The sequence below is a fragment of the Enterobacter sp. J49 genome, assembly GCF_002148625.1.
GTDB classification, from domain to species: domain Bacteria; phylum Pseudomonadota; class Gammaproteobacteria; order Enterobacterales; family Enterobacteriaceae; genus Enterobacter; species Enterobacter ludwigii.
In genome coordinates this window covers 225,531-245,905 of record NZ_MWPY01000028.1, presented here as the reverse complement: position 1 = coordinate 245,905, position 20,375 = coordinate 225,531, and the positions used below count along the sequence as shown (strand labels likewise).

Annotated in this window: 18 protein-coding genes; 10 read left to right on the top strand and 8 right to left on the bottom strand. The window is 54.4% G+C overall.

What is annotated here, in order from left to right; genetic code table 11:
- Positions 1 to 4: 4 nt before the first annotated feature.
- Both aceE and pdhR read right to left on the bottom strand, forming a co-directional pair.
- On the bottom strand, positions 5 to 2,668 hold the full coding sequence (gene aceE, locus BJP35_RS08455; RefSeq protein WP_086463029.1) for a pyruvate dehydrogenase (acetyl-transferring), homodimeric type: 2,664 nt from the start codon (positions 2,666 to 2,668) through the stop codon (positions 5 to 7).
- 123 nt (positions 2,669 to 2,791) lie between these two features.
- A complete protein-coding gene (pdhR, locus tag BJP35_RS08450) occupies positions 2,792 to 3,556 on the bottom strand; it encodes a pyruvate dehydrogenase complex transcriptional repressor PdhR (protein ID WP_013095596.1) in 765 nt (254 codons plus the stop codon).
- Between the two features lie 537 nt (positions 3,557 to 4,093).
- On the opposite strand from pdhR, the gene aroP reads away from it, so the two are divergent.
- The 3 genes from aroP to BJP35_RS08435 all read left to right on the top strand — a co-directional run bounded on the left by aroP (position 4,094) and on the right by BJP35_RS08435 (position 7,987).
- Positions 4,094 to 5,464, top strand: coding sequence for an aromatic amino acid transporter AroP (aroP, locus tag BJP35_RS08445; RefSeq protein ID WP_014168651.1), 1,371 nt, complete (start codon positions 4,094 to 4,096; stop codon positions 5,462 to 5,464).
- 164 nt (positions 5,465 to 5,628) lie between these two features.
- Entirely contained in the window at positions 5,629 to 7,026 is a 1,398-nt protein-coding gene (locus BJP35_RS08440; RefSeq protein ID WP_014168649.1) for a glycoside-pentoside-hexuronide (GPH):cation symporter, read from the top strand.
- Between the two features lie 10 nt (positions 7,027 to 7,036).
- Positions 7,037 to 7,987 (top strand): family 43 glycosylhydrolase, encoded by a 951-nt coding sequence (locus tag BJP35_RS08435; protein ID WP_086463028.1) that lies wholly within the window; start codon positions 7,037 to 7,039, stop codon positions 7,985 to 7,987.
- Between the two features lie 18 nt (positions 7,988 to 8,005).
- On the opposite strand, the gene ampE is transcribed toward BJP35_RS08435, so the two are convergent.
- On the bottom strand, positions 8,006 to 8,860 hold the full coding sequence (ampE, locus tag BJP35_RS08430; protein ID WP_025205391.1) for a beta-lactamase regulator AmpE: 855 nt from the start codon (positions 8,858 to 8,860) through the stop codon (positions 8,006 to 8,008).
- 9 nt (positions 8,861 to 8,869) lie between these two features.
- Positions 8,870 to 9,421: a 1,6-anhydro-N-acetylmuramyl-L-alanine amidase AmpD gene (ampD, locus tag BJP35_RS08425; protein ID WP_047356983.1), complete on the bottom strand. Its 552-nt coding sequence runs from the start codon at positions 9,419 to 9,421 to the stop codon at positions 8,870 to 8,872.
- An 87-nt stretch (positions 9,422 to 9,508) separates the two neighbouring features.
- On the opposite strand from ampD, the gene nadC reads away from it, so the two are divergent.
- The 4 genes from nadC (at position 9,509) to hofC (ending at position 13,580) form a co-directional block, all read left to right on the top strand.
- The gene (gene nadC / locus BJP35_RS08420; RefSeq protein ID WP_047743424.1) at positions 9,509 to 10,402 is read left to right on the top strand and encodes a carboxylating nicotinate-nucleotide diphosphorylase; all 894 of its coding nucleotides are present in this window, start codon (positions 9,509 to 9,511) and stop codon (positions 10,400 to 10,402) included.
- A 173-nt stretch (positions 10,403 to 10,575) separates the two neighbouring features.
- Positions 10,576 to 11,013 carry a prepilin peptidase-dependent pilin gene (gene ppdD, locus BJP35_RS08415; protein WP_047743422.1) on the top strand — a complete coding sequence of 146 codons (438 nt, stop codon included), beginning with the start codon at positions 10,576 to 10,578 and terminating at the stop codon, positions 11,011 to 11,013.
- A gap of 10 nt (positions 11,014 to 11,023) precedes the next feature.
- On the top strand, positions 11,024 to 12,406 hold the full coding sequence (gene gspE, locus BJP35_RS08410; protein ID WP_040018631.1) for a type II secretion system protein GspE: 1,383 nt from the start codon (positions 11,024 to 11,026) through the stop codon (positions 12,404 to 12,406).
- Positions 12,396 to 13,580 carry a protein transport protein HofC gene (gene hofC / locus BJP35_RS08405; RefSeq protein ID WP_047743414.1) on the top strand — a complete coding sequence of 395 codons (1,185 nt, stop codon included), beginning with the start codon at positions 12,396 to 12,398 and terminating at the stop codon, positions 13,578 to 13,580. The genes gspE and hofC overlap by 11 nt, the downstream gene beginning before the upstream one ends.
- Positions 13,581 to 13,613: 33 nt before the next feature.
- On the opposite strand, the gene BJP35_RS08400 is transcribed toward hofC, so the two are convergent.
- Positions 13,614 to 14,657, bottom strand: a complete 1,044-nt coding sequence (locus tag BJP35_RS08400) for a GMP reductase (RefSeq protein ID WP_014168641.1) — start codon at positions 14,655 to 14,657, stop codon at positions 13,614 to 13,616.
- A gap of 228 nt (positions 14,658 to 14,885) precedes the next feature.
- Here BJP35_RS08400 and coaE point away from each other — a divergent pair, with 228 nt between their 5' ends.
- From coaE to yacG, 3 genes are read left to right on the top strand one after another with little or no spacing between them, the layout of a single operon-like run.
- Positions 14,886 to 15,506, top strand: a complete 621-nt coding sequence (gene coaE, locus BJP35_RS08395; RefSeq protein WP_014168640.1) for a dephospho-CoA kinase — start codon at positions 14,886 to 14,888, stop codon at positions 15,504 to 15,506.
- On the top strand, positions 15,506 to 16,249 hold the full coding sequence (gene zapD / locus BJP35_RS08390; protein ID WP_014168639.1) for a cell division protein ZapD: 744 nt from the start codon (positions 15,506 to 15,508) through the stop codon (positions 16,247 to 16,249). Before coaE ends, zapD begins: the two co-directional genes overlap by 1 nt.
- A gap of 9 nt (positions 16,250 to 16,258) precedes the next feature.
- A complete protein-coding gene (yacG, locus tag BJP35_RS08385; RefSeq protein WP_020882580.1) occupies positions 16,259 to 16,453 on the top strand; it encodes a DNA gyrase inhibitor YacG in 195 nt (64 codons plus the stop codon).
- 1 nt (position 16,454) lies between these two features.
- Here the strand turns inward: yacG and mutT are convergent, their stop codons facing one another.
- The 3 genes from mutT to secM are packed head-to-tail and all read right to left on the bottom strand — an operon-like array spanning position 16,455 to position 20,174.
- Entirely contained in the window at positions 16,455 to 16,847 is a 393-nt protein-coding gene (gene mutT / locus BJP35_RS08380) for an 8-oxo-dGTP diphosphatase MutT (protein WP_014168637.1), read from the bottom strand.
- Positions 16,848 to 16,904: 57 nt separating this feature from the next.
- On the bottom strand, positions 16,905 to 19,610 hold the full coding sequence (gene secA, locus BJP35_RS08375) for a preprotein translocase subunit SecA (RefSeq protein ID WP_014168636.1): 2,706 nt from the start codon (positions 19,608 to 19,610) through the stop codon (positions 16,905 to 16,907).
- Positions 19,611 to 19,670: 60 nt separating this feature from the next.
- Positions 19,671 to 20,174 (bottom strand): secA translation cis-regulator SecM, encoded by a 504-nt coding sequence (gene secM / locus BJP35_RS08370; RefSeq protein WP_073970991.1) that lies wholly within the window; start codon positions 20,172 to 20,174, stop codon positions 19,671 to 19,673.
- Positions 20,175 to 20,375: the final 201 nt, after the last annotated feature.

Below are 20,375 nucleotides of genomic sequence, written 5' to 3'. Positions count from 1 at the left end.
CCTCTTACGCCAGACGCGGGTTAACTTTATCTGCATCGATGTTGAATTTGGTGATTGCGTCCGCAACCACTTTCTTATCGATTTCGCCACGTTTAGCCAGTTCGCCCAGTGCTGCTACAACCACGTAAGATGCATCCACTTCGAAGTGGTGACGCAGGTTTTCGCGGCTGTCAGAACGACCGAAGCCGTCAGTACCCAGTACGCGGTAGTCATCAGCCGGTACGTAAGTACGAACCTGCTCAGCGAACAGTTTCATATAGTCAGTAGACGCAACCGCAGGCGCGTCGTTCATCACCTGAGCGATGTATGGAACGCGTGGCGTTTCCATTGGGTGCAGCATGTTCCAGCGCTCACAATCCTGGCCATCACGCGCCAGTTCAGTGAAGGACGTTACGCTGTACACGTCAGAGCCAACGCCGTAGTCGTTCGCCAGGATCTGTGCCGCTTCACGTACGTGACGCAGGATAGAACCGGAGCCCAGCAGCTGAACTTTACCTTTGCTACCTGCAACGGTTTCGAGTTTGTAGATACCTTTACGGATACCTTCCTCGGCACCTGCTGGCATGGCCGGCATGTGGTAGTTTTCGTTCAGCGTGGTGATGTAGTAGTAAATGTTCTCTTGCGCTTCACCGTACATGCGATGCAGACCGTCATGCATGATGACTGCCACTTCGTATGCGTAAGACGGGTCGTAAGAGATACAGTTAGGGATAGTCAGAGACTGAATATGGCTGTGACCATCTTCATGCTGCAGACCTTCACCGTTCAGGGTCGTACGACCAGAAGTACCACCGATCAGGAAGCCACGAGCCTGCTGGTCGCCTGCCTGCCAGCACAGGTCACCGATACGCTGGAACCCGAACATGGAGTAGTAAATGTAGAACGGGATCATCGGCAGGTTGTTGGTGCTGTAAGAGGTCGCAGCAGCCAGCCAGGATGCGCCTGCGCCCAGCTCGTTGATACCTTCCTGCAGGATCTGACCTTTCTCGTCTTCTTTGTAGTAAGCAACCTGCTCACGGTCCTGCGGGGTGTACTGCTGGCCGTTCGGGCTGTAAATACCGATCTGACGGAACAGACCTTCCATACCGAAAGTACGCGCTTCGTCGGCAATGATTGGAACCAGACGATCTTTGATCGACTTGTTCTTCAGCATCACGTTCAGGGCACGAACGAAAGCGATAGTGGTAGAGATCTCTTTGTTCTGCTCTTCCAGCAACTGAGAGAAATCTTCCAGCGCTGGCAGTTCCAGCTTCTCGGTGAAGTTAGGCTGACGAGCTGGCAGGTAGCCTTTCAGCGCCTGACGACGTTCGTGCAGGTACTTATGCTCTTCAGAACCTTCAGGGAAGGTGATGTAAGACAGGTTTTCTACCTGCTCATCGGTCACTGGAACGTTGAAACGGTCGCGGATATAACGCACGCCGTCCATGTTCATTTTCTTAACCTGGTGAGCGATGTTTTTACCTTCTGCGGTATCACCCATGCCGTAACCTTTGATGGTATGGGCCAGGATTACAGTCGCTTTACCTTTGGTTTCACGCGCTTTTTTCAGTGCAGCGTAAATTTTCTTCGGATCGTGGCCGCCACGGTTCAGAGCCCAGATCTGTTCGTCAGTCCAGTCTGCAACCAGTGCTGCGGTTTCAGGATATTTACCGAAGAAGTGCTCACGAACGTAGGCACCGTCTTTGGATTTGAAGGTCTGGTAGTCACCGTCAACGGTTTCGTTCATCAGCTGGATCAGTTTACCGCTGGTGTCTTTACGCAGCAGTTCGTCCCAACGGGAACCCCACATCACTTTGATCACGTTCCAGCCAGCACCTGCGAAGATGCCTTCCAGTTCGTTGATGATCTTGCCGTTACCGGTTACCGGACCATCCAGACGCTGCAGGTTACAGTTGATGATGAAGCACAGGTTGTCCAGTTTCTCACGGGTCGCAATGGTGATTGCGCCTTTCGATTCTGGCTCATCCATCTCGCCATCGCCCAGGAAGGCGTAGACGGTCTGTTCAGAGGTGTCTTTCAGACCACGGTGTTCCAGATATTTCAGGAATTTAGCCTGATAGATAGCACCGATTGGGCCCAGACCCATGGATACTGTCGGGAACTGCCAGAATTCTGGCATCAGTTTAGGGTGTGGGTAAGAAGACAGACCTTTACCGTGAACTTCCTGACGGAAGTTGTTCATCTGCTCTTCAGTCAGACGACCTTCCAGGAATGCACGTGCATAGATGCCCGGAGAGATGTGGCCCTGGAAGTACACCAGATCGCCGCCGTCTTTCTCGTTAGCTGCACGGAAGAAGTGGTTGAAACACACTTCGTAAACGGTCGCAGAAGACTGGAAGGACGCCATGTGGCCACCCAGCTCCAGGTCTTTCTTGGACGCGCGCAGAACGGTCATGATGGCGTTCCAGCGGATTGCAGAACGGATACGGCGTTCCAGATCCAGATTGCCCGGGTATTCCGGTTCGTCTTCAACGGCAATCGTGTTTACGTAGTTGCTAGCCCCTGCACCTGAAGCAACCTTCACACCGCCTTTGCGGGCTTCAGAAAGCAGCTGATCAATCAGATACTGAGCACGCTCAACACCTTCTTCACGGATGACCGATTCGATCGCCTGTAGCCAGTCGCGAGTTTCGATCGGATCCACGTCATTTTGGAGACGTTCTGACATGGGGGTATTCCTTATCTATCTAATACGTTGATTTGTCTGGAACCTGTCCCATTGTGCTCTTGGGCAAGAACACAATAAGACAGGTTCTGCGTTTAGTTGCCGCGCTCTAAAAAACCCTGGCGCTTAATCCTTTCGTTGCTGTATGCGGCGTAATGAACGTTCGCGACGCGATTGTTCACGGCTGCGGTCCAGCAAGATTTCCTCAATGAAAGCCAGATGTCGGTGCGACGCTTCGCGCGCCTGCTCCGGTTCCCCGGCCATTATCGCCTCGAATACTCGGGTGCGATGGTTGCTTACCAATGGGAGCATGTCCCGACGGGCATACAACAATTCAAAATTCTGACGAACGTTCTGGGCCAGCATCGGCTCCATGCAGCGTAGCAGATGGAGGAGCACAACATTGTGTGCAGCTTCGGTGACGGCGATTTGATACTGGACAACGGCATTGGACTCGGCGTCTAAATCGCCGGATTGCTGTGCCCGTTCAATGGCCTGATGAAGTTCGCGGATACGCACGCGATCTTCATCAGTGCTACGAAGTGCGGCGTAATAGGCCGCGATACCTTCTAGCGCGTGACGGGTCTCAAGCAGATCAAACTGGGATTCTGGGTGGTCAGAGAGAAGTTCTACCAGCGGATCGCTGAAGCTCTGCCACAGGCTGTTTTGCACAAAGGTTCCGCCGCCCTGGCGACGAAGCAGCAAGCCCTTTGCTTCGAGACGTTGAATCGCCTCACGCAGAGAGGGACGTGAAACGTCGAACTGTTTTGCCAGCTCGCGTTCTGGCGGAAGTTTCTCACCCGGGCGCAGTGTCCCTTCGAGGATTAAAAACTCCAGCTGCTGCTCAATCACATCAGATAGTTTTGGTTGGCGAATTTTGCTGTAGGCCATATTCCCTGTCTTACGCCTTTTTGCCCGGAGTCAATTGGTCTTACCAATTTCAAGTTCGTATCGCTAAAGTAACAAAGTATTCACCTTCTGTCCATATTGGTTTTGATTGAAATCAGTAAACCCTGCACATTTTAACAACCTTACAGAAATAACGTTTCAGAAATGTAACTTCGCACAAATGAGTTAGTTACTCCCTTAGTGGGAGTTTTAACCTTAATGAAACGAGGGTTTTTGCAATCTGAAGCGATTCAACAACGCAAAATATGAAATTTTGCCCACTTACGGAGCATTTCTATTCTATAGGTTGGGGTATGAAGGGTTAGCGGGGTGATTTACAAATGCTTTCTTTTTATTCAACTCGTCATCGCCCCGTCATAAAGCAGGTGCATTCGCTGGCGCTTACCACTATTCTGGCGCTTACGGAAGACATCTCCGCTTTTTTCGGTCTCATTGACTGTAAAGAAATAAATACAGAAAACGGATATTCATAATTACACACGCGTCGCGTGAACATAACAACCACACACGAGGTTTCAAATGGAAGCTCAACAGCACGGCGATCAGCTAAAGCGCGGTCTGAAGAACCGCCATATACAGCTAATCGCACTGGGCGGTGCTATTGGCACTGGACTGTTTCTGGGAAGTGCATCCGTTATCCAGTCTGCCGGTCCCGGCATTATTTTGGGTTACGCCATTGCCGGTTTTATCGCTTTTCTGATTATGCGCCAGTTAGGTGAAATGGTCGTTGAAGAGCCGGTTGCGGGCTCTTTCAGCCACTTTGCCTATAAGTACTGGGGCAGTTTCGCCGGTTTCGCGTCAGGCTGGAACTACTGGGTGTTGTACGTTCTGGTTGCCATGGCTGAACTAACCGCCGTCGGGAAATACATTCAGTTCTGGTACCCGGAGATCCCCACCTGGGCTTCTGCTGCGGCCTTCTTCGTCATTATTAACGCCATCAACCTCACCAACGTTAAAGTCTTCGGTGAGATGGAGTTCTGGTTTGCCATCATCAAAGTGGTTGCCGTCGTGGCGATGATCATCTTTGGCGGCTGGCTGCTGTTTAGCGGCAACGGTGGCCCGCAGGCCACGGTACGCAACCTCTGGGAACAGGGCGGCTTCCTGCCTCACGGCATGACGGGCCTCGTGATGATGATGGCAATCATTATGTTCTCCTTCGGTGGTCTGGAGCTGGTCGGCATCACCGCAGCTGAAGCTGACAACCCGGAGCAGAGCATCCCGAAAGCGACCAACCAGGTTATCTACCGTATTCTGATTTTCTATGTGGGCTCACTGGCCGTTCTGCTCTCTCTGCTGCCGTGGACGCGCGTTACTGCAGACACCAGCCCGTTTGTCCTGATTTTCCACGAGCTGGGCGATACCGTCGTGGCGAATGCGCTCAACATCGTGGTGCTGACAGCGGCGCTGTCGGTCTATAACAGCTGCGTATACTGCAACAGCCGTATGCTGTTCGGCCTGGCCCAGCAGGGTAACGCGCCGAAGATGCTGCTCAACGTCGATAAGCGTGGCGTTCCGGTGAACACCATCATCGTTTCGGCGATCGTAACGGCGCTGTGTGTCCTGATTAACTATCTGGCACCGGAATCGGCGTTTGGCCTGCTAATGGCGCTGGTGGTCTCTGCCCTGGTTATCAACTGGGCGATGATCAGCCTGGCACACATCAAGTTCCGCCGTGCCAAGCATCAGCAGGGTGTGAAGACTCGCTTCCCTGCCCTGCTCTATCCGCTGGGCAACTGGATCTGTCTGCTGTTTATGGCGGGAGTGCTGGTCATCATGCTGCTGACCCCGGGTATGGCAATCTCGGTGTACCTGATCCCAGTCTGGGTTGCCGTTCTTGGTATCGGCTATCTGTTTAGCCAGAAAAGCCGCAACGCCCTGAAAGCTCACTAAGTCTCCCCCGCGGTATCTGCGTTTTGCAGGTACCGCGTGTTGTTACCTCCCTCACAGTTTCACGCCAACAGCGCATTTATCCATATCACCGCCCTGATACTGCAACGCATATATTCGTTTGCCAGCAAATAATTCTCTCCATACCGTAACCCGGAGAGCAGTCTATGGATAACGCTAAACTGTCAGTAAAAGAAAAGATCGGCTATGGGATGGGCGATGCAGGTTGCAACATCATCTTTGGCGCCATCATGTTGTTTGTTAATTATTTTTATACCGATATTTTTGGCCTGGCGCCTGCACTGGTTGGCGTACTGCTGCTGTCTGTCCGCGTAATTGATGCCGTAACGGATCCGATTATGGGGGCCATCGCCGACCGTACCCGCAGTAAATATGGCCGGTTTCGTCCATGGCTGCTGTGGATTGCCTTTCCCTATGCGCTGTTCAGCATCCTGATGTTCACCACACCAGAGTGGAGCTACAACAGCAAAGTTATCTATGCCTTCGTCACCTATTTCCTGCTCTCTTTAACCTATACGGCAATCAACATTCCTTACTGCTCGTTAGGCGGCGTGATTACCAACGATCCGCAGGAACGTGTTGCCTGCCAGTCCTATCGCTTTGTGCTGGTAGGTATCGCCACGCTGCTGCTGTCGCTGACGCTGTTACCGATGGCCGACTGGTTTGGTGGTGACAACAAAGCCAAAGGCTACCAGATGGCAATGACCGTGCTGGCGCTGATTGGTACCGGTATGTTTCTGTTCTGTTTCTATACCGTTCGCGAGCGTGTACGCCCGGCGGTACAGACTCATGACGAGCTGAAAAACGACCTGAAAGACGTGTGGAAGAACGACCAGTGGGTGCGCATTCTGCTGCTGACCCTGTGCAACGTGTGCCCGGGCTTTATCCGCATGGCGGCCACGATGTACTACGTGACCTGGGTTATGGGCCAGAGTACCCATTTCGCCACGCTGTTTATCAGCCTGGGCGTGGTTGGCATGATGCTCGGCAGTATGCTGGCGAAAGTCCTCACCGACCGCTGGTGTAAGTTGAAAGTGTTCTTCTGGACCAACATCGTGCTGGCGATTTTCTCCTGCGCCTTCTATTTCTTCGATCCGAAAGCCACGGTCACCATTGTGGTGCTCTACTTCCTGCTGAACATCCTGCACCAGATCCCGTCTCCGCTGCACTGGTCGCTGATGGCCGACGTCGATGACTACGGTGAGTGGAAAACCGGTAAGCGCATCACCGGGATCAGCTTCTCCGGTAACATCTTCTTCCTCAAACTGGGGCTGGCGATTGCCGGTGCGATGGTTGGTTTCCTGCTCTCCTGGTACGGTTATGACGCGGGGGCGAAAGCGCAAAGTCCGGATGCCATCAACGGCATTGTATTGCTGTTTACCGTGATTCCGGGCGTCGGGTATCTCATTACCGCAGGCGTGGTACGTCTGCTGAAGGTTGACCGCGAAACGATGAAGCAGATCCAGGAAGACCTCGAGAAGCGTCGCAACAATTATCGCGAGCTGAATAATTATCAGGAACTCAAAGCCGCTGAGACGAAATAAGGAAAGCCGAATGCACACCTGGCCAAACCCGTTTATTGAACAACGTGCCGACCCCTATATTCTGCACCACGAGGGGCTGTACTACTTTATCGCCTCCGTGCCGCAGTACGACAGGCTCGAGATCCGTCGCGCCGACTCGCTGGAAGGACTACGCGATGCCGAAGAGGTCGTGGTCTGGCGTAAACCGGAGACCGGGCCGATGAGCCAGCTGATCTGGGCACCGGAACTGCACCACATTGACGGTAAGTGGTATATCTATTTTGCCGCCACCCATACCCAGTCGCTGGATAGCCTCGGTATGTTCCAGCACCGTATGTTTGCGCTGGAGTGTGCGGACCACGATCCCCTCACCGGGACGTGGATCGAGAAAGGCCAGATTACCACCCCGTTCGACACCTTCGCACTGGACGCCACCACGTTCGTTCATCAGGGAAAACGCTGGTATTTGTGGGCACAAAAAGCCCCGGATATCGCCGGAAACTCCAACCTCTATCTGTGCGAAATGGCGAATCCGTGGACGCTCAAAGGCGAGCCGGTGATGCTCAGTAAACCGGAGTATGACTGGGAGTGCCGCGGATTTTGGGTCAACGAAGGTCCGGCAGTGCTGTTTCACGAAGATAAGTTGTTTATCAGCTACTCCGCCAGCGCTACGGATGAGAACTATTGCATGGGGTTACTGTGGATAGACATGAACGCCGATCCGCAAAATCCGGCGAACTGGCATAAAGCGTCGCGTCCGGTTTTCCGAACCAGCGTCGAGAATCGTCAGTTTGGGCCCGGGCATAACAGCTTTACGCAAACGCCGGAGGGAGAGGACGTGCTGGTCTACCACGCGCGAAACTACACCGAGATTGAAGGCGACCCGCTCTATGACCCGAATCGTCACACGCGTCTGAAACACGTGCGCTGGGACGAAAACGGGATGCCTGACTTTGGCATCCCGCCTGCTGATACGCTCTGACCGGTACGGCGCGCTGGCTCAGACCAGCGTGCCGTAAATGGTCAGCAACGCCACGACCACGACCACCACAAATGACGTTTTCTTCGCCATGGAGACGGCCGCTTTCGGCGTTTCAATCTTGTCGGTATGCGGCTCACGCGCCAGCGAGAACTGCGCCAGACGTGTTAACACCTGATACTGAGACGTGTGGCGGTCGGCAAGCGAAGCAAACCATGCCGGCAGCGCTTTTTCACCGTGGCCAATTAACGCATAAACGACGCCCACCAGACGTACCGGGAGCCAGTCCAGCACATGCAGAATGGCATCGATTCCCGACAATAAACGTTCATGCGGGGTAAGGTAACGGGCAAGCCAGGTCTGCCAGGCGCGCAGAAACGCATAGCCCATCAGCAGTACCGGCCCCCACGGACCGCCCACTACAAACCAGAACAGCGGTGCCAGGTAGTAACGGAAGTTGATCCACAGCAGCGCATTTTGCAGTTCGCGCAAAAATTCACGCTCATCGCAATCCGGCGGCACGCCGTGGATCATCGTCAGCTCACTCGCCATGGCGCCCCGCGCATGGGCATCGTCACGGGATGCGGCTTTCAGATAGGCGTGGTAGTGCATACGCACCTTGCCCGCGCCAATACAGAGCACGCCAAGCAGGATCCACACCACCAGCAGCGGCACGTTGAAAAAGAGGCCGTAAAGCGAACGCAGCAGTAAAAACGTTATAACCATCACGCCAGCGGTCATCAGCAGCGTGCGCAGCATGGAAAAATGTTTAATCCGGCGGAAAAGCACCTCCAGCCGGTGATCCAGATGCCAGTGCTCACCGAGTTTGAACAGGCGTTCAGCGATGATAACCAGCAGCATGGTAAACAACGTCATGTTATCTCCTTATTCTGACGACGCGGTAAGCATGGCGCGAAACCGGGGCCAGTCAAAAGCCGGGCCGGGATCGGTTTTTCTCGCCGGGGCAATATCGCTGTGTCCCGTAATATTCCCGGCTATCGCGGGATAGAGCTCGATCAGCGTTTGGGTTACAGCCACCAACTGTTGATACTGTGAATCGGTGTAGGGGGTGGTGTCAGTGCCTTCCAGCTCAATCCCGATGGAAAAATCATTGCAGCGTTCGCGTCCCTGGTACATCGACACGCCGGCATGCCAGGCGCGCTTATCAAAAGGGACGTACTGAACCACTTCGCCGTCGCGACGGATCAGACAGTGAGCCGACACGCGCAGATGCGCAATCTCAGCAAAGAAAGGATGGGCATCAGGATCCAGGGTCCCCGTGAATAACGCGTCGATCCACGGGCCGCCAAACTCACCCGGCGGGAGACTGATATTATGAACAACCAGCAGTGTGGGCTTTTCATCCTCCGGGCGGCAGTCGTGGTGCGGCGAGGGCACATGCCGCGCATCCACCAGCCATCCGTTTTCTAACAACATGCTGGAACTCCTTATGTATGGTGCTGTTACTCGGTTCAGAGTAGCATGTTTCAATATTATGATTCGTTACCAATTTGGAGTTTTATCATGCCGCCTCGCCGTTACAACCCCGACAACCGACGTGAAGCGCTTCTGGAACGTATTAGTATGGATATTCCGGCAAGTGTTGCCCATGCCCTGAAAGAAGATCTGGGCGGTGACGTCAGCGCCGACAGGGATATTACCGCACAATTATTGCCAAAAGAGACTCGCTCACATGCGGTCATTATTACGCGCGAAGAGGGTATTTTTTGCGGTAAGCGTTGGGTTGAAGAGGTCTTTACCCAACTGGCAGGCGATGAGGTGCAGATCACCTGGCATGTCGACGACGGTGATGCGATTACGGCAAATCAGCCGCTGTTCGAACTTGATGGACCTTCCCGCGTACTGCTGACCGGCGAACGAACCGCGCTGAACTTTGTGCAAACGTTGTCCGGCGTGGCAAGCGAAGTGCGTCGCTACGTTGACCTGCTGGCGGGTACCCGCACGCAGTTGCTGGATACCCGCAAAACGCTACCGGGTCTGCGCACTGCGTTGAAATACGCTGTGCTCTGTGGCGGCGGTGCAAACCATCGTCTGGGGTTGTCTGACGCGTTCCTGATTAAAGAGAACCATATCATTGCCTCGGGATCCGTGCGTCAGGCGGTCGAAAAAGCCTTCTGGCTGCATCCGGATGTGCCCGTCGAAGTGGAAGTCGAAAACCTGGAGGAGCTGGAGCAGGCTATCAAGGCCGGCGCCGATATCATCATGCTTGATAACTTCGAAACCGAGCAGATGCGCGAGGCGGTAAAACTGACTAACGGCAAGGCCCAGCTTGAAGTATCCGGCAACGTGACGTTTGATACGATCCGTGAATTCGCCGAGACCGGCGTTGATTTTATCTCCGTTGGGGCGCTGACCAAGCACGTTCGCGCCCTCGACCTCTCGATGCGCTTCAAATAATGACCCTCCCCTCTCGTTGCGGAGAGGGGAAATTCACTCCCGCTCGCAAAACCATTGCCCTACCCTGCAACACGTCACGAATTCCCTGAAAGCCCCTTCACGTTCCTTTTTTTGCCCCTCGTTTCTGCGCTGTCTCACTGCCAGAGTAGCCCTACTTAACGTAAGGAGCAGACATGGACAGACAACAAGGATTCACACTCATTGAGCTGATGGTGGTGATCGGCATTATTGCCATTCTGAGCGCCATCGGCGTTCCCGCGTACCAGAACTACCTGCGAAAAGCAGCGTTGACCGATATGCTGCAAACCTTCATTCCCTACCGCACCGCCATTGAGCTTTGCGCCCTGGATCACGGCGGCGTGGAGAGCTGTGACGGAGGCAGTAATGGTATCCCGTCCCCCACCACTACCCGCTACGTTTCAGGCATGAACGTGGCGAAAGGCGTCGTGACCTTAACCGGCCAGGAGAGCCTTAACGGGCTGGAGGTGGTCATGACGCCACAATGGAATGATGGCAACGGCATGACGGGGTGGACGCGTGACTGCAACATCGGTACCGACAGCGCGCTCAAGCAGGCCTGTGAAGACGTTTTCCGCTTCGACACCCACTGAGGAGCGGATGATGAATACCGATCAGCTTGTCGCACTTTGTCTGCGTCATCATGCCCTTCTGCTGAGCAGCGATAGCGACATGATTAGCATTGCCGTCGTGGGAAACCCCGGCCCTGAACTGATGGAAGCCCTGCGTTTCGCTACCCAGAAACGGATTGATATCGAGTGCTGGAGCGCCGAGCGCATGGAAAAGCACCGGCAGTTAACCACACAAACGCATCTGCCCGTCGTTACGCCGACACACTCAGCGGTGGATATTCTCAACCACACGCTTCAGCAGGCGATAAACCAACGCGCTTCTGATATTCATATTGAACCGATGGAGCTGACTTGCCAGATTCGCCTGCGCATCGACGGCGTGCTTTGCCCGCAGCCCCCACTTTCAGCCGCGCTGGCCACCATGCTCAGCGCCCGGTTAAAAGTGCTGGGTAACCTCGATATTGCGGAGCGCCGCTTACCGCAGGACGGTCAGTTTACGATTGAGCTGGCAAACGAGCCGGTCTCATTTCGCATCGCCACACTTCCCTGCAGCGGGGGTGAAAAAATTGTACTGCGCCTGCTGCATCAGGTTCAGCAATCTCTTGAGCCAGAAACGTTGGGGATGAATGCTAAACAGCTGGCCGGCTTTAGCGAAGTGCTCCACCAGCCGCAGGGGCTGATTCTGGTTACCGGCCCCACCGGCAGCGGTAAAACCGTGACGCTGTACAGCGCGCTGCAGGCTCGAAACACGCCGGATGTGAACATCTGCAGCGTGGAAGACCCGATAGAGATCCCGCTTGCAGGATTAAACCAGACGCAGATAAACCCGCGTGCGGGCCTCACCTTCCAGACGGTGCTGAGAGCGCTGCTACGTCAGGATCCTGACATCATTATGGTCGGCGAAATTCGTGATGGCGAAACGGCAGAGATTGCCATTAATGCCGCACAAACGGGGCATCTGGTGTTGTCAACGCTACACACCAACTCGACGGCGGAAACCCTGATCCGCCTGCAGCAGATGGGGGTGGCGCGATGGATGATCTCTTCCGCCCTCTCGCTGGTCATCGCCCAGCGGCTGGTGCGCCGTTTATGCCCCCATTGCCGCCAGGAAACCGACAAGCGGGCAGAACTGCCTCGCTCCGTTTGGCCCCGGCCGCTACCGCGCTGGCAACCCACCGGCTGTGAGCGCTGTTATCATGGTTTTTACGGTCGCGTCGCCATTTTTGAAGTGCTCGTCATTGACCAGACACTCCGGCAGGCCATTGCCAGCGGAGCGGGGTCAGAGGTGATAGAGGCCAGCGCCCGTCAGGCAGGAATGACATCCCTTTTCGAACATGGCTGTATGGCTGTTGAACAGGGACTGACCACGCTCGAAGAGTTGCTGCGTATCCTGGGAATGCCCGATGGCTGCTAATCACCTCTGGCGCTGGCGTGCGCTATCCGTTGAAGGAGAGCCCCGAAGCGGGGCTCTGTGGGCAACTGACCGCAATGCGGCTTTCGACAGGCTGATGCGCAAAGCGCTGCATCCTCTGACAATCACCCGCTGCACGCAGAGGTATCGCTGGCGACCACATCACCGCTACGAGGTATTTCGCCAGCTCGCCACGCTTTTGCAGGCGGGCCTGACACTGTCTGACAGCCTGCAGATGCTGGCGGACCAGCATCCGATAACGCCCTGGCAGGCACTCCTGCAAAGCCTTGCCGATGAGCTGAGTGAAGGATGCCCTTTTTCTGAGGCGCTGAAGCGCTGGCCCGCGGTATTTAGCCCACTGTATGTGTCGATGGTGAAGACCGGTGAACTAACCGGGAAGCTGGAGACGTGCTGCCGTGAGCTTGCCCAGCAACAAGAATCACAGCAGCAACTCAGTGCGAAAGTGAAAAAGGCACTGCGTTACCCGATGGTAATCCTGGCTCTGGCGGTACTCGTGGTGCTGGCCATGGTCACTCTGGTCTTGCCCGAATTCGCCGCCATCTACAAAACGTTTAATACCCCGCTCCCGATGCTGACACAAATAGTCATGGGAATGGCAACGTTTATACAGTCCTATGCCCTCGCGCTGTTCGCGGGGCTACTCCTTCCCATGATCATCGCCTGGGGTTTGCGGCAGGATCCGCGCTGGCAACACGTACTGCTGCATATCCCCGTCATGGGCGCGCTGGCTAAAGGACAAAAGCTGGGGCAAATTTTTACCGTGCTGTCGCTCACGCAGCAGGCGGGCATCGCTTTTTTAAAGGGTCTGGAGAGTGCAGAAGAGACGGTTGAGAGCAGGTACTGGCAGGGGATACTCCGCGCCATCCGGGAAGACATTGAAAAGGGTTACCCCCTTTGGGCATCCTTTCAAAAGGCGGCGGTTTTTACTCCACTGTGTATTCAGCTATTGCGAACCGGCGAAACGTCAGGTGCGCTCGATATCATGCTGGTAAACCTGGCGCGTCACCACACGGAGCAAACCTTTCAGTCAGCAGATAACCTGGCTGCCGTGCTGGAGCCTGTGCTGCTGATCGTGACGGGTGTGATTATCGGCACGCTGGTGGTGGCAATGTATCTGCCTATCTTCCATCTCGGGGATGCGATGAGTGCGGGATAACGCTGGCACACGGATGCGCGCCAGCTTACGCGATTACAGGCTATTGAAAACGCGGTTTTCCTGTTCCTGAACGCGGATAAAGGTCGTGCGTTTCGTCAACTCTTTCAGGCGGGATGCCCCCACATAGGTGCAGGCCGAACGCAGGCCACCAAGAATGTCACGTGCGGTATTCTCAACCGGGCCGCGCAGCGGCAGCTTCACGGTTTTGCCTTCTGCCGCACGGTATTTTGCAACGCCACCCACGTGACGGGTCATCGCCGATTCAGAGCTCATACCGTAGAACAGCATAAATTTCTCGCCGTTCTCTTCCACCACGGTACCGCCACTCTCTTCATGACCTGCCAGCATACCGCCAAGCATCACGAAGTCTGCGCCGCCGCCGAAAGCTTTCGCGACATCACCCGGGGTAGTACAACCACCGTCACTGATGATCTGGCCGCCCAGGCCGTGCGCAGCATCGGCACATTCAATAACCGCCGAAAGCTGCGGATAACCGACACCGGTTTTCACACGCGTGGTGCACACGGAACCCGGGCCAATGCCCACTTTGACGATATCTGCGCCAGAGAGGATCAGCTCCTCACACATCTCGCCGGTCACTACGTTACCCGCAATGATGGTTTTGTTCGGCCAGGCTTCACGCGCCTTGCTCACGAACTGCACGAAGTGTTCGGAATAACCATTCGCTACATCAATACAGACGAAGTTCAGCGCGGGGTTACTCTTGAGGATTTGTTTGGTCTTTTCGAAATCGGCATCTGAGGTTCCGGTAGAGACCATCACATGCTTCACGACCTCAGCAGAAGCGGATGCCACAAAGGCGTTCCACTCTTCAGGGCTGTAGTGTTTATGCACTGCCGTGAGGATGTCGAACTGTGCCAGCGCGGTTGCCATCTCGAAGGTTCCCACGGTATCCATATTGGCAGCGATGATCGGCACGCCAGACCAGGTCTGACCGGAATGTTTAAAGGTGAATTGACGTTCGAGTTCAACGTCTGAGCGACTTTTCAGTGTAGAGCGTTTAGGGCGGATAAGAACGTCTTTGAAACCTAACTTCAGATCTTCTTCGATACGCATGTGCGGATTCCTGGGGTTAGAGGCAAATATGTTAAAAGCACAACTCCAGTGACGTTATCATACGCACTAATACCTGCTCCGCAAGACTGCGAAATTCTCTTTTTTTACGCTACAATCCTATAAATTTACCTGGTAAAAAGCCGGTAAAGAGAGCTAAACATTGGCTGGCACACGTTTGAATTTCAACCAACTGATTTTAATAATGAATAATTCCCAGGATTTGATTTAATGGGGTATACCGTCGCATTAACCGGCGGCATCGGTAGTGGCAAAAGTACCGTTGCGGACGCTTTCGCTCGCCTGGGTATCGCGATTATCGATGCCGATATCATTGCCCGTCAGGTGGTAGAACCGAATACACCCGCGTTAAAGGCCATTGAAGAACATTTTGGTCCGGCCATCATCAATGCAGACGGCACGCTAAATCGCCGGCAGCTTCGCGAATGCATTTTTTCCGATTCTGCGGAAAAGGTCTGGCTTAATGCTCTGCTCCACCCCATTATCCACCAGGAAACTCAGCGTCAGATTGCCGCCGCCCGCTCACCGTATGTGCTGTGGGTAGTTCCGTTGCTGGTAGAAAATCAGCTGCAGAAGAAAGCCGATCGGGTTCTGGTCATTGATGTCCTTCCCGAAACGCAAATCCAGCGAACCATGACGCGCGATCGCGTCTCGCGCGAACATGCCGAACAAATTCTTGCCGCTCAGGCCACGCGCGATCAGCGCCTGGCCGTTGCGGATGATGTTATTGATAATAACGGCGCACCAGATGCCATTGCATCGGATGTTGCCCGTCTGCACGCGCAGTATTTGACCTTCGCCGCGCAGGCCGTTGCACAGGAAAAACCATAATGTCGACTCACATCCTTTTTGAGCATCCGCTTAACGAAAAAATGCGTACCTGGCTGCGTATCGAATTTCTTATTCAACAACTCTCGCAACATCTGCCTGTCAACGATCACGCCACTGCGTTGCACTTCTTCCGTAATGTGGGCGACCTGCTGGATGTGATTGAGCGTGGAGATGTTCGCACCGAATTACTGAAAGAACTTGAGCGTCAGCAGCGTAAACTGCAGGCATGGGCGGAAGTCCCGGGTGTTGATCAAAGCCGTATCGATTCCCTGCGTCAGCAGTTAAAAAGCAGTAGCAGCACGTTAATGGCTGCCCCTCGCGTTGGCCAGTTTTTGCGTGAAGATCGCTTGATTGCCCTGGTACGCCAGCGCCTGAGTATTCCCGGTGGATGCTGCAGCTTTGACCTGCCGACGCTTCATATGTGGCTGCACATGCCGCAAACGCAGCGTGATGCGCAGGTGAATATCTGGCTGGAAAGCCTGGAACCGATGCACCGGACGTTATCGCTGATCCTCGATCTTATCCGTAACTCTGCGCCGTTCCGCAAGCAGACCAGCCTGAACGGTTTTTACCAGGATAACGGGGACGATGCCGATCTGCTGCGACTGAACCTTTCGCTCGACGTGCAGCTTTACCCGCAAATTTCCGGGCATAAGAGCCGTTTTGCGATTCGCTTTATGCCGCTGGACAGTGAAAATGGCACCGTGCCGGAACGCCTCGATTTTGAACTGGCCTGTTGTTAAGGAGTGCCAATGTCTGACGTAACCATCGTAAACTGCCCAACCTGTGGCAAAAGTGTTGTCTGGGGCGAAGTGAGCCCATACCGCCCATTCTGCTGTAAACGCTGTCAGTTAATTGACCTGGGCGAATGGGCGGCGGAAGAGAAACGCATTCCGAGTGAAGGCACTCTTTCGGACAGCGATGACTGGAGTGAAGAACAGCAGTAAATTAAACGCCCTGCACTAACCGGGTAATCACAGGCTCATTTGCCGGCGGGAATTTGTCGGCATCGCTTGCCTGCAGTTCAACCCAGTTACCCGGTTGCCCCTCTTTGCCCCAGGGATCCCCCTCCCAGTTTTCCACCAGCCAGAACCAAAGCGTAATGTGACGATCGGGAAACTGGTATTCGAGCTTGTCAAACAGCGTTGCGCCAAGCGGGGTGATCCCCACTTCTTCCTGAAGCTCACGGATCAGCGCCTGTTCCGGCGTTTCGCCTGACTCGATTTTCCCGCCCGGAAACTCCCATTTGTTCGCCATATGGGCGTCGGCGGCGCGCTGGGTGATAAAGAACTGGTTTTGCGGGTTGCGAATAATCCCGACGGCAATTTGCAGTATTTTCATATTGTCACTTCCATAAAAAAGGCGCAGATTTCTGCGCCTTTTTGTTTTGTTATGAATTTAGCTCAGACGACCGTGGCACGCCTTGTATTTTTTACCGGAACCACACGGGCACGGATCGTTGCGGCCAACTTTACGATCGCCGGTCTGGGCCGCGATCGCTGCCGCAGCTTCGCTCTCGTCAGTCTGGTGGCTCAGCTGTTGCATCTGTGCCAGACGCTCAGCTTCTTCACGGCGCTGTTGCTCCATTGCTTCCACTTCTTCCGGCATGCGTACCTGAACTTTGCTCAGGGTGCTGATCACTTCATACTTCAGTGACTCCAGCATGGACGCAAACATGGCGAAGGATTCACGCTTGTACTCCTGCTTCGGATCTTTCTGCGCGTAACCACGCAGGTGGATACCCTGACGCAGGTAGTCCATCGCCGCCAGGTGCTCTTTCCACAGGGAGTCCAGCGTTTGCAGCATCACGCCTTTTTCGAAGTGACGCATCATCTCAGCGCCAACGACTTCTTCCTTACGCTTGTATACGTCCAGCGCAGTTTCGAAAATACGTTCACGCAGGGTCTCTTCGTGCAGCTCAGGCTCTTTGTCCAGCCACTCTTTGATTGGCAGTTCGAGGTCGAAGTCGTTTTTCAGGCGTTCCTGCAGACCTTCGATATCCCACATTTCTTCCAGAGACTGCGGTGGAATATGCGCGTCGATAGTCGCTTTGAATACGTCTTCGCGAATGCTGTTGATGGTGTCGCTCACGTCGGACACGTCCAGCAGCTCGTTACGCTGGGTATAGATGGCACGACGCTGGTCGTTGGCCACATCATCATATTCCAGCAGCTGCTTACGAATATCGAAGTTGCGGCTTTCCACTTTACGCTGGGCGTTAGCAATCGCTTTGGTGACCCACGGGTGTTCAATGGCTTCGCCAGGTTTCATACCCAGTTTACGCATCATGCCGGAAACACGGTCGGAGGCGAAAATACGCATCAGCGCATCTTCCATAGACAGGTAGAAGCGGGAAGAACCGGCATCGCCCTGACGACCCGCACGGCCGCGCAGCTGGTTATCGATACGACGAGATTCGTGACGTTCGGTACCAATGATATGCAAACCACCGGATGCCAGCACCGCGTCATGACGTACCTGCCAGTCCGCTTTAATCTGAGCAATCTGCTCCGGCGTTGGGTTTTCCAGCTCGGCAATCTCTGCCTGCCAGCTACCACCCAGCATAATGTCGGTACCACGACCCGCCATGTTGGTGGCGATTGTTACCGCTGCCGGGTAACCCGCCTGCGCAACGATATCCGCCTCTTTGGCGTGGAATTTCGCGTTAAGAACGTTGTGTTTGATGCCCGCTTTGGTCAACTCATTGGAAACCACTTCGGATTTCTCGATGGAGATTGTCCCCACCAGCACCGGCTGGCCATTAGCGGTACGATCGCGAATATCTTCAATGATCGCCTGAATTTTTTCCGCTTCGGTCATGTACACCAGGTCCGGCATATCCTTACGGATCATTGGACGGTTGGTTGGAACGACCACGGTATCCAGTTTGTAGATGGAGCTGAATTCAAATGCTTCGGTATCTGCAGTACCGGTCATCCCCGCCAGCTTCTCGTACAAACGGAAGTAGTTCTGGAAGGTAATAGAGGCCAGCGTCTGGTTTTCATTTTGAATATCAACGCCTTCTTTGGCCTCAACGGCCTGGTGCAGACCGTCAGACCAGCGACGTCCCTGCATGGTACGGCCGGTGTGCTCATCAACGATGATAACTTCACCGTCTTTCACGATGTAGTCGACATCGCGGGTGAACAGCGCATGGGCACGCAGCGCGGCAGTGACGTGGTGCATCAGCATAATGTTAGTCGGCGAGTACAGAGACTCGCCCTCTTCCATGATGCCTTCAGCCACCAGCAGCTCTTCAATTTTCACCAGACCGCGTTCGGTCAGGTTCACCTGGCGCGCTTTTTCATCGACAGAGAAGTGACCTTCACCCTGGAAGGTGTCGGAATCTTCTTTCTCCTGACGCAGCAGGTGCGGAATGATTTTATCGACTTTACGGTACATCTCGGAGCTGTCTTCAGCCGGGCCGGAGATGATCAGCGGGGTACGCGCTTCATCGATCAGGATGGAGTCCACCTCATCCACCAGCGCATAGTGCAATTTACGCTGCACGCGCTCTTCAGGGCTAAACGCCATGTTGTCACGCAGGTAGTCGAAGCCGTATTCGTTGTTGGTACCGTAGGTGATATCCGCGTTATAGGCTTCACGTTTGGCGGGTGCCGGCAGACCGGACATGTTGATGCCAACGGTCATGCCCAGGAATTCGAACAGGGGACGGTTGTTTTCGGCATCACGCTGTGCCAGATAGTCGTTGACGGTAACGACGTGAACGCCTTTACCGGTCAGTGCGTTCAGGTAGGCGGGCAGCGTTGCGGTCAGGGTTTTACCTTCACCGGTACGCATTTCCGCGATGCAGCGCTCGTTAAGCACCATACCACCCAGCAGCTGAACGTCGAAGTGACGCATGCCAAACACACGTTTACTGGCCTCACGCACAACGGCGAAGGCTTCCGGGATCAGGCTTTCCAGCGTTTCGCCTTTTTCAAGACGCGCGCGGAATTCTACGGTTTTCGCTTTCAGCTCGTCATCAGAGAGCTTCTCCATCGCCGGCTCCATGCCATTGATGACGGTAACAGCTTTGCGCATACGGCGCAGGGTACGATCGTTACGACTACCAAAAACTTTTGTTAACAATTTGATTAGCATAATAAATTCTCAAACGCCCCAGGTTGGGCAGATAAATTAAGGTATTGAAAAAAGGTTAATTTAGCTGAGGCGTTGAGGCCCGGCGCGGATGCCGTGAGCCTGGCTAATCCATGTCGAAACGGAGAAGCTCGCAGGAGGAACGTGCGCGATTTGCGTGGTCTGACGCACCATGACGGGTGGCTGACTGTCCTGCGTAAGCAGCGCGTTAAGCGTGTCCAGCAGAGCAAGATGCTGCGCCTGTACCGGCAGCGTCTCTTCAGCAACAGGCAGTGCCTGCGGAGCCATCGCAAATGACAGATGGCGAATAACGGTACGGATCGCATGCTGGTGCCAGTAATCCACCGAGAAATTCGGGCGGCGATTGGCTTCAAGCCATGCCAGGTTAGTAAAATTAACCCGCGTGTTGAGATCGTGTTTGGTTGTGGAGGTCTTCGTCGGCGTCGCCGCTTCCGCACTGTTGCTGAGCGCAGGCAAGCCGAAACTCGCCGCGACCATCCCTAATAAGAGATGCGGCCAGAAGTAACGTCTGCCAAATTGTCGCCAGCGCGTCAGTATTCCGCTCACTTGCTCCACCACATTAAGCCAGCCTTCAACAGGCTGAATTCAATTATTCTTTTAAGCGCCCAGATATTACCACTAAAGCCAATACACAGCAGCAGGAATGACGTATTGCTGCGGGGAAAAACGGTCAAGAATGCAGCTAACGCACAGATTTTCTGCACCGGGCAAACGAGAAGTGACGCTGGGGCAAATAAATGAAGAGGG

Excerpts from the sequence above, each read along its gene's own strand:
- nadC (WP_047743424.1), top strand. The coding sequence starts at position 9,509 with ATGCCGCCTCGCCGTTACAACCCCGACAACCGACGTGAAGCGCTTCTG.
- secA (WP_014168636.1), bottom strand. The coding sequence starts at position 19,610 with ATGCTAATCAAATTGTTAACAAAAGTTTTTGGTAGTCGTAACGATCGT.
- mutT (WP_014168637.1), bottom strand. The coding sequence starts at position 16,847 with ATGAAAATACTGCAAATTGCCGTCGGGATTATTCGCAACCCGCAAAAC.
- BJP35_RS08400 (WP_014168641.1), bottom strand. The coding sequence starts at position 14,657 with ATGCGTATCGAAGAAGATCTGAAGTTAGGTTTCAAAGACGTTCTTATC.
- gspE (WP_040018631.1), top strand. The coding sequence starts at position 11,024 with ATGAATACCGATCAGCTTGTCGCACTTTGTCTGCGTCATCATGCCCTT.
- coaE (WP_014168640.1), top strand. The coding sequence starts at position 14,886 with ATGGGGTATACCGTCGCATTAACCGGCGGCATCGGTAGTGGCAAAAGT.
- yacG (WP_020882580.1), top strand. The coding sequence starts at position 16,259 with ATGTCTGACGTAACCATCGTAAACTGCCCAACCTGTGGCAAAAGTGTT.
- zapD (WP_014168639.1), top strand. The coding sequence starts at position 15,506 with ATGTCGACTCACATCCTTTTTGAGCATCCGCTTAACGAAAAAATGCGT.
- pdhR (WP_013095596.1), bottom strand. The coding sequence starts at position 3,556 with ATGGCCTACAGCAAAATTCGCCAACCAAAACTATCTGATGTGATTGAG.
- ampD (WP_047356983.1), bottom strand. The coding sequence starts at position 9,421 with ATGTTGTTAGAAAACGGATGGCTGGTGGATGCGCGGCATGTGCCCTCG.
- hofC (WP_047743414.1), top strand. The coding sequence starts at position 12,396 with ATGGCTGCTAATCACCTCTGGCGCTGGCGTGCGCTATCCGTTGAAGGA.
- BJP35_RS08440 (WP_014168649.1), top strand. The coding sequence starts at position 5,629 with ATGGATAACGCTAAACTGTCAGTAAAAGAAAAGATCGGCTATGGGATG.
- BJP35_RS08435 (WP_086463028.1), top strand. The coding sequence starts at position 7,037 with ATGCACACCTGGCCAAACCCGTTTATTGAACAACGTGCCGACCCCTAT.
- aroP (WP_014168651.1), top strand. The coding sequence starts at position 4,094 with ATGGAAGCTCAACAGCACGGCGATCAGCTAAAGCGCGGTCTGAAGAAC.
- ppdD (WP_047743422.1), top strand. The coding sequence starts at position 10,576 with ATGGACAGACAACAAGGATTCACACTCATTGAGCTGATGGTGGTGATC.
- aceE (WP_086463029.1), bottom strand. The coding sequence starts at position 2,668 with ATGTCAGAACGTCTCCAAAATGACGTGGATCCGATCGAAACTCGCGAC.
- ampE (WP_025205391.1), bottom strand. The coding sequence starts at position 8,860 with ATGACGTTGTTTACCATGCTGCTGGTTATCATCGCTGAACGCCTGTTC.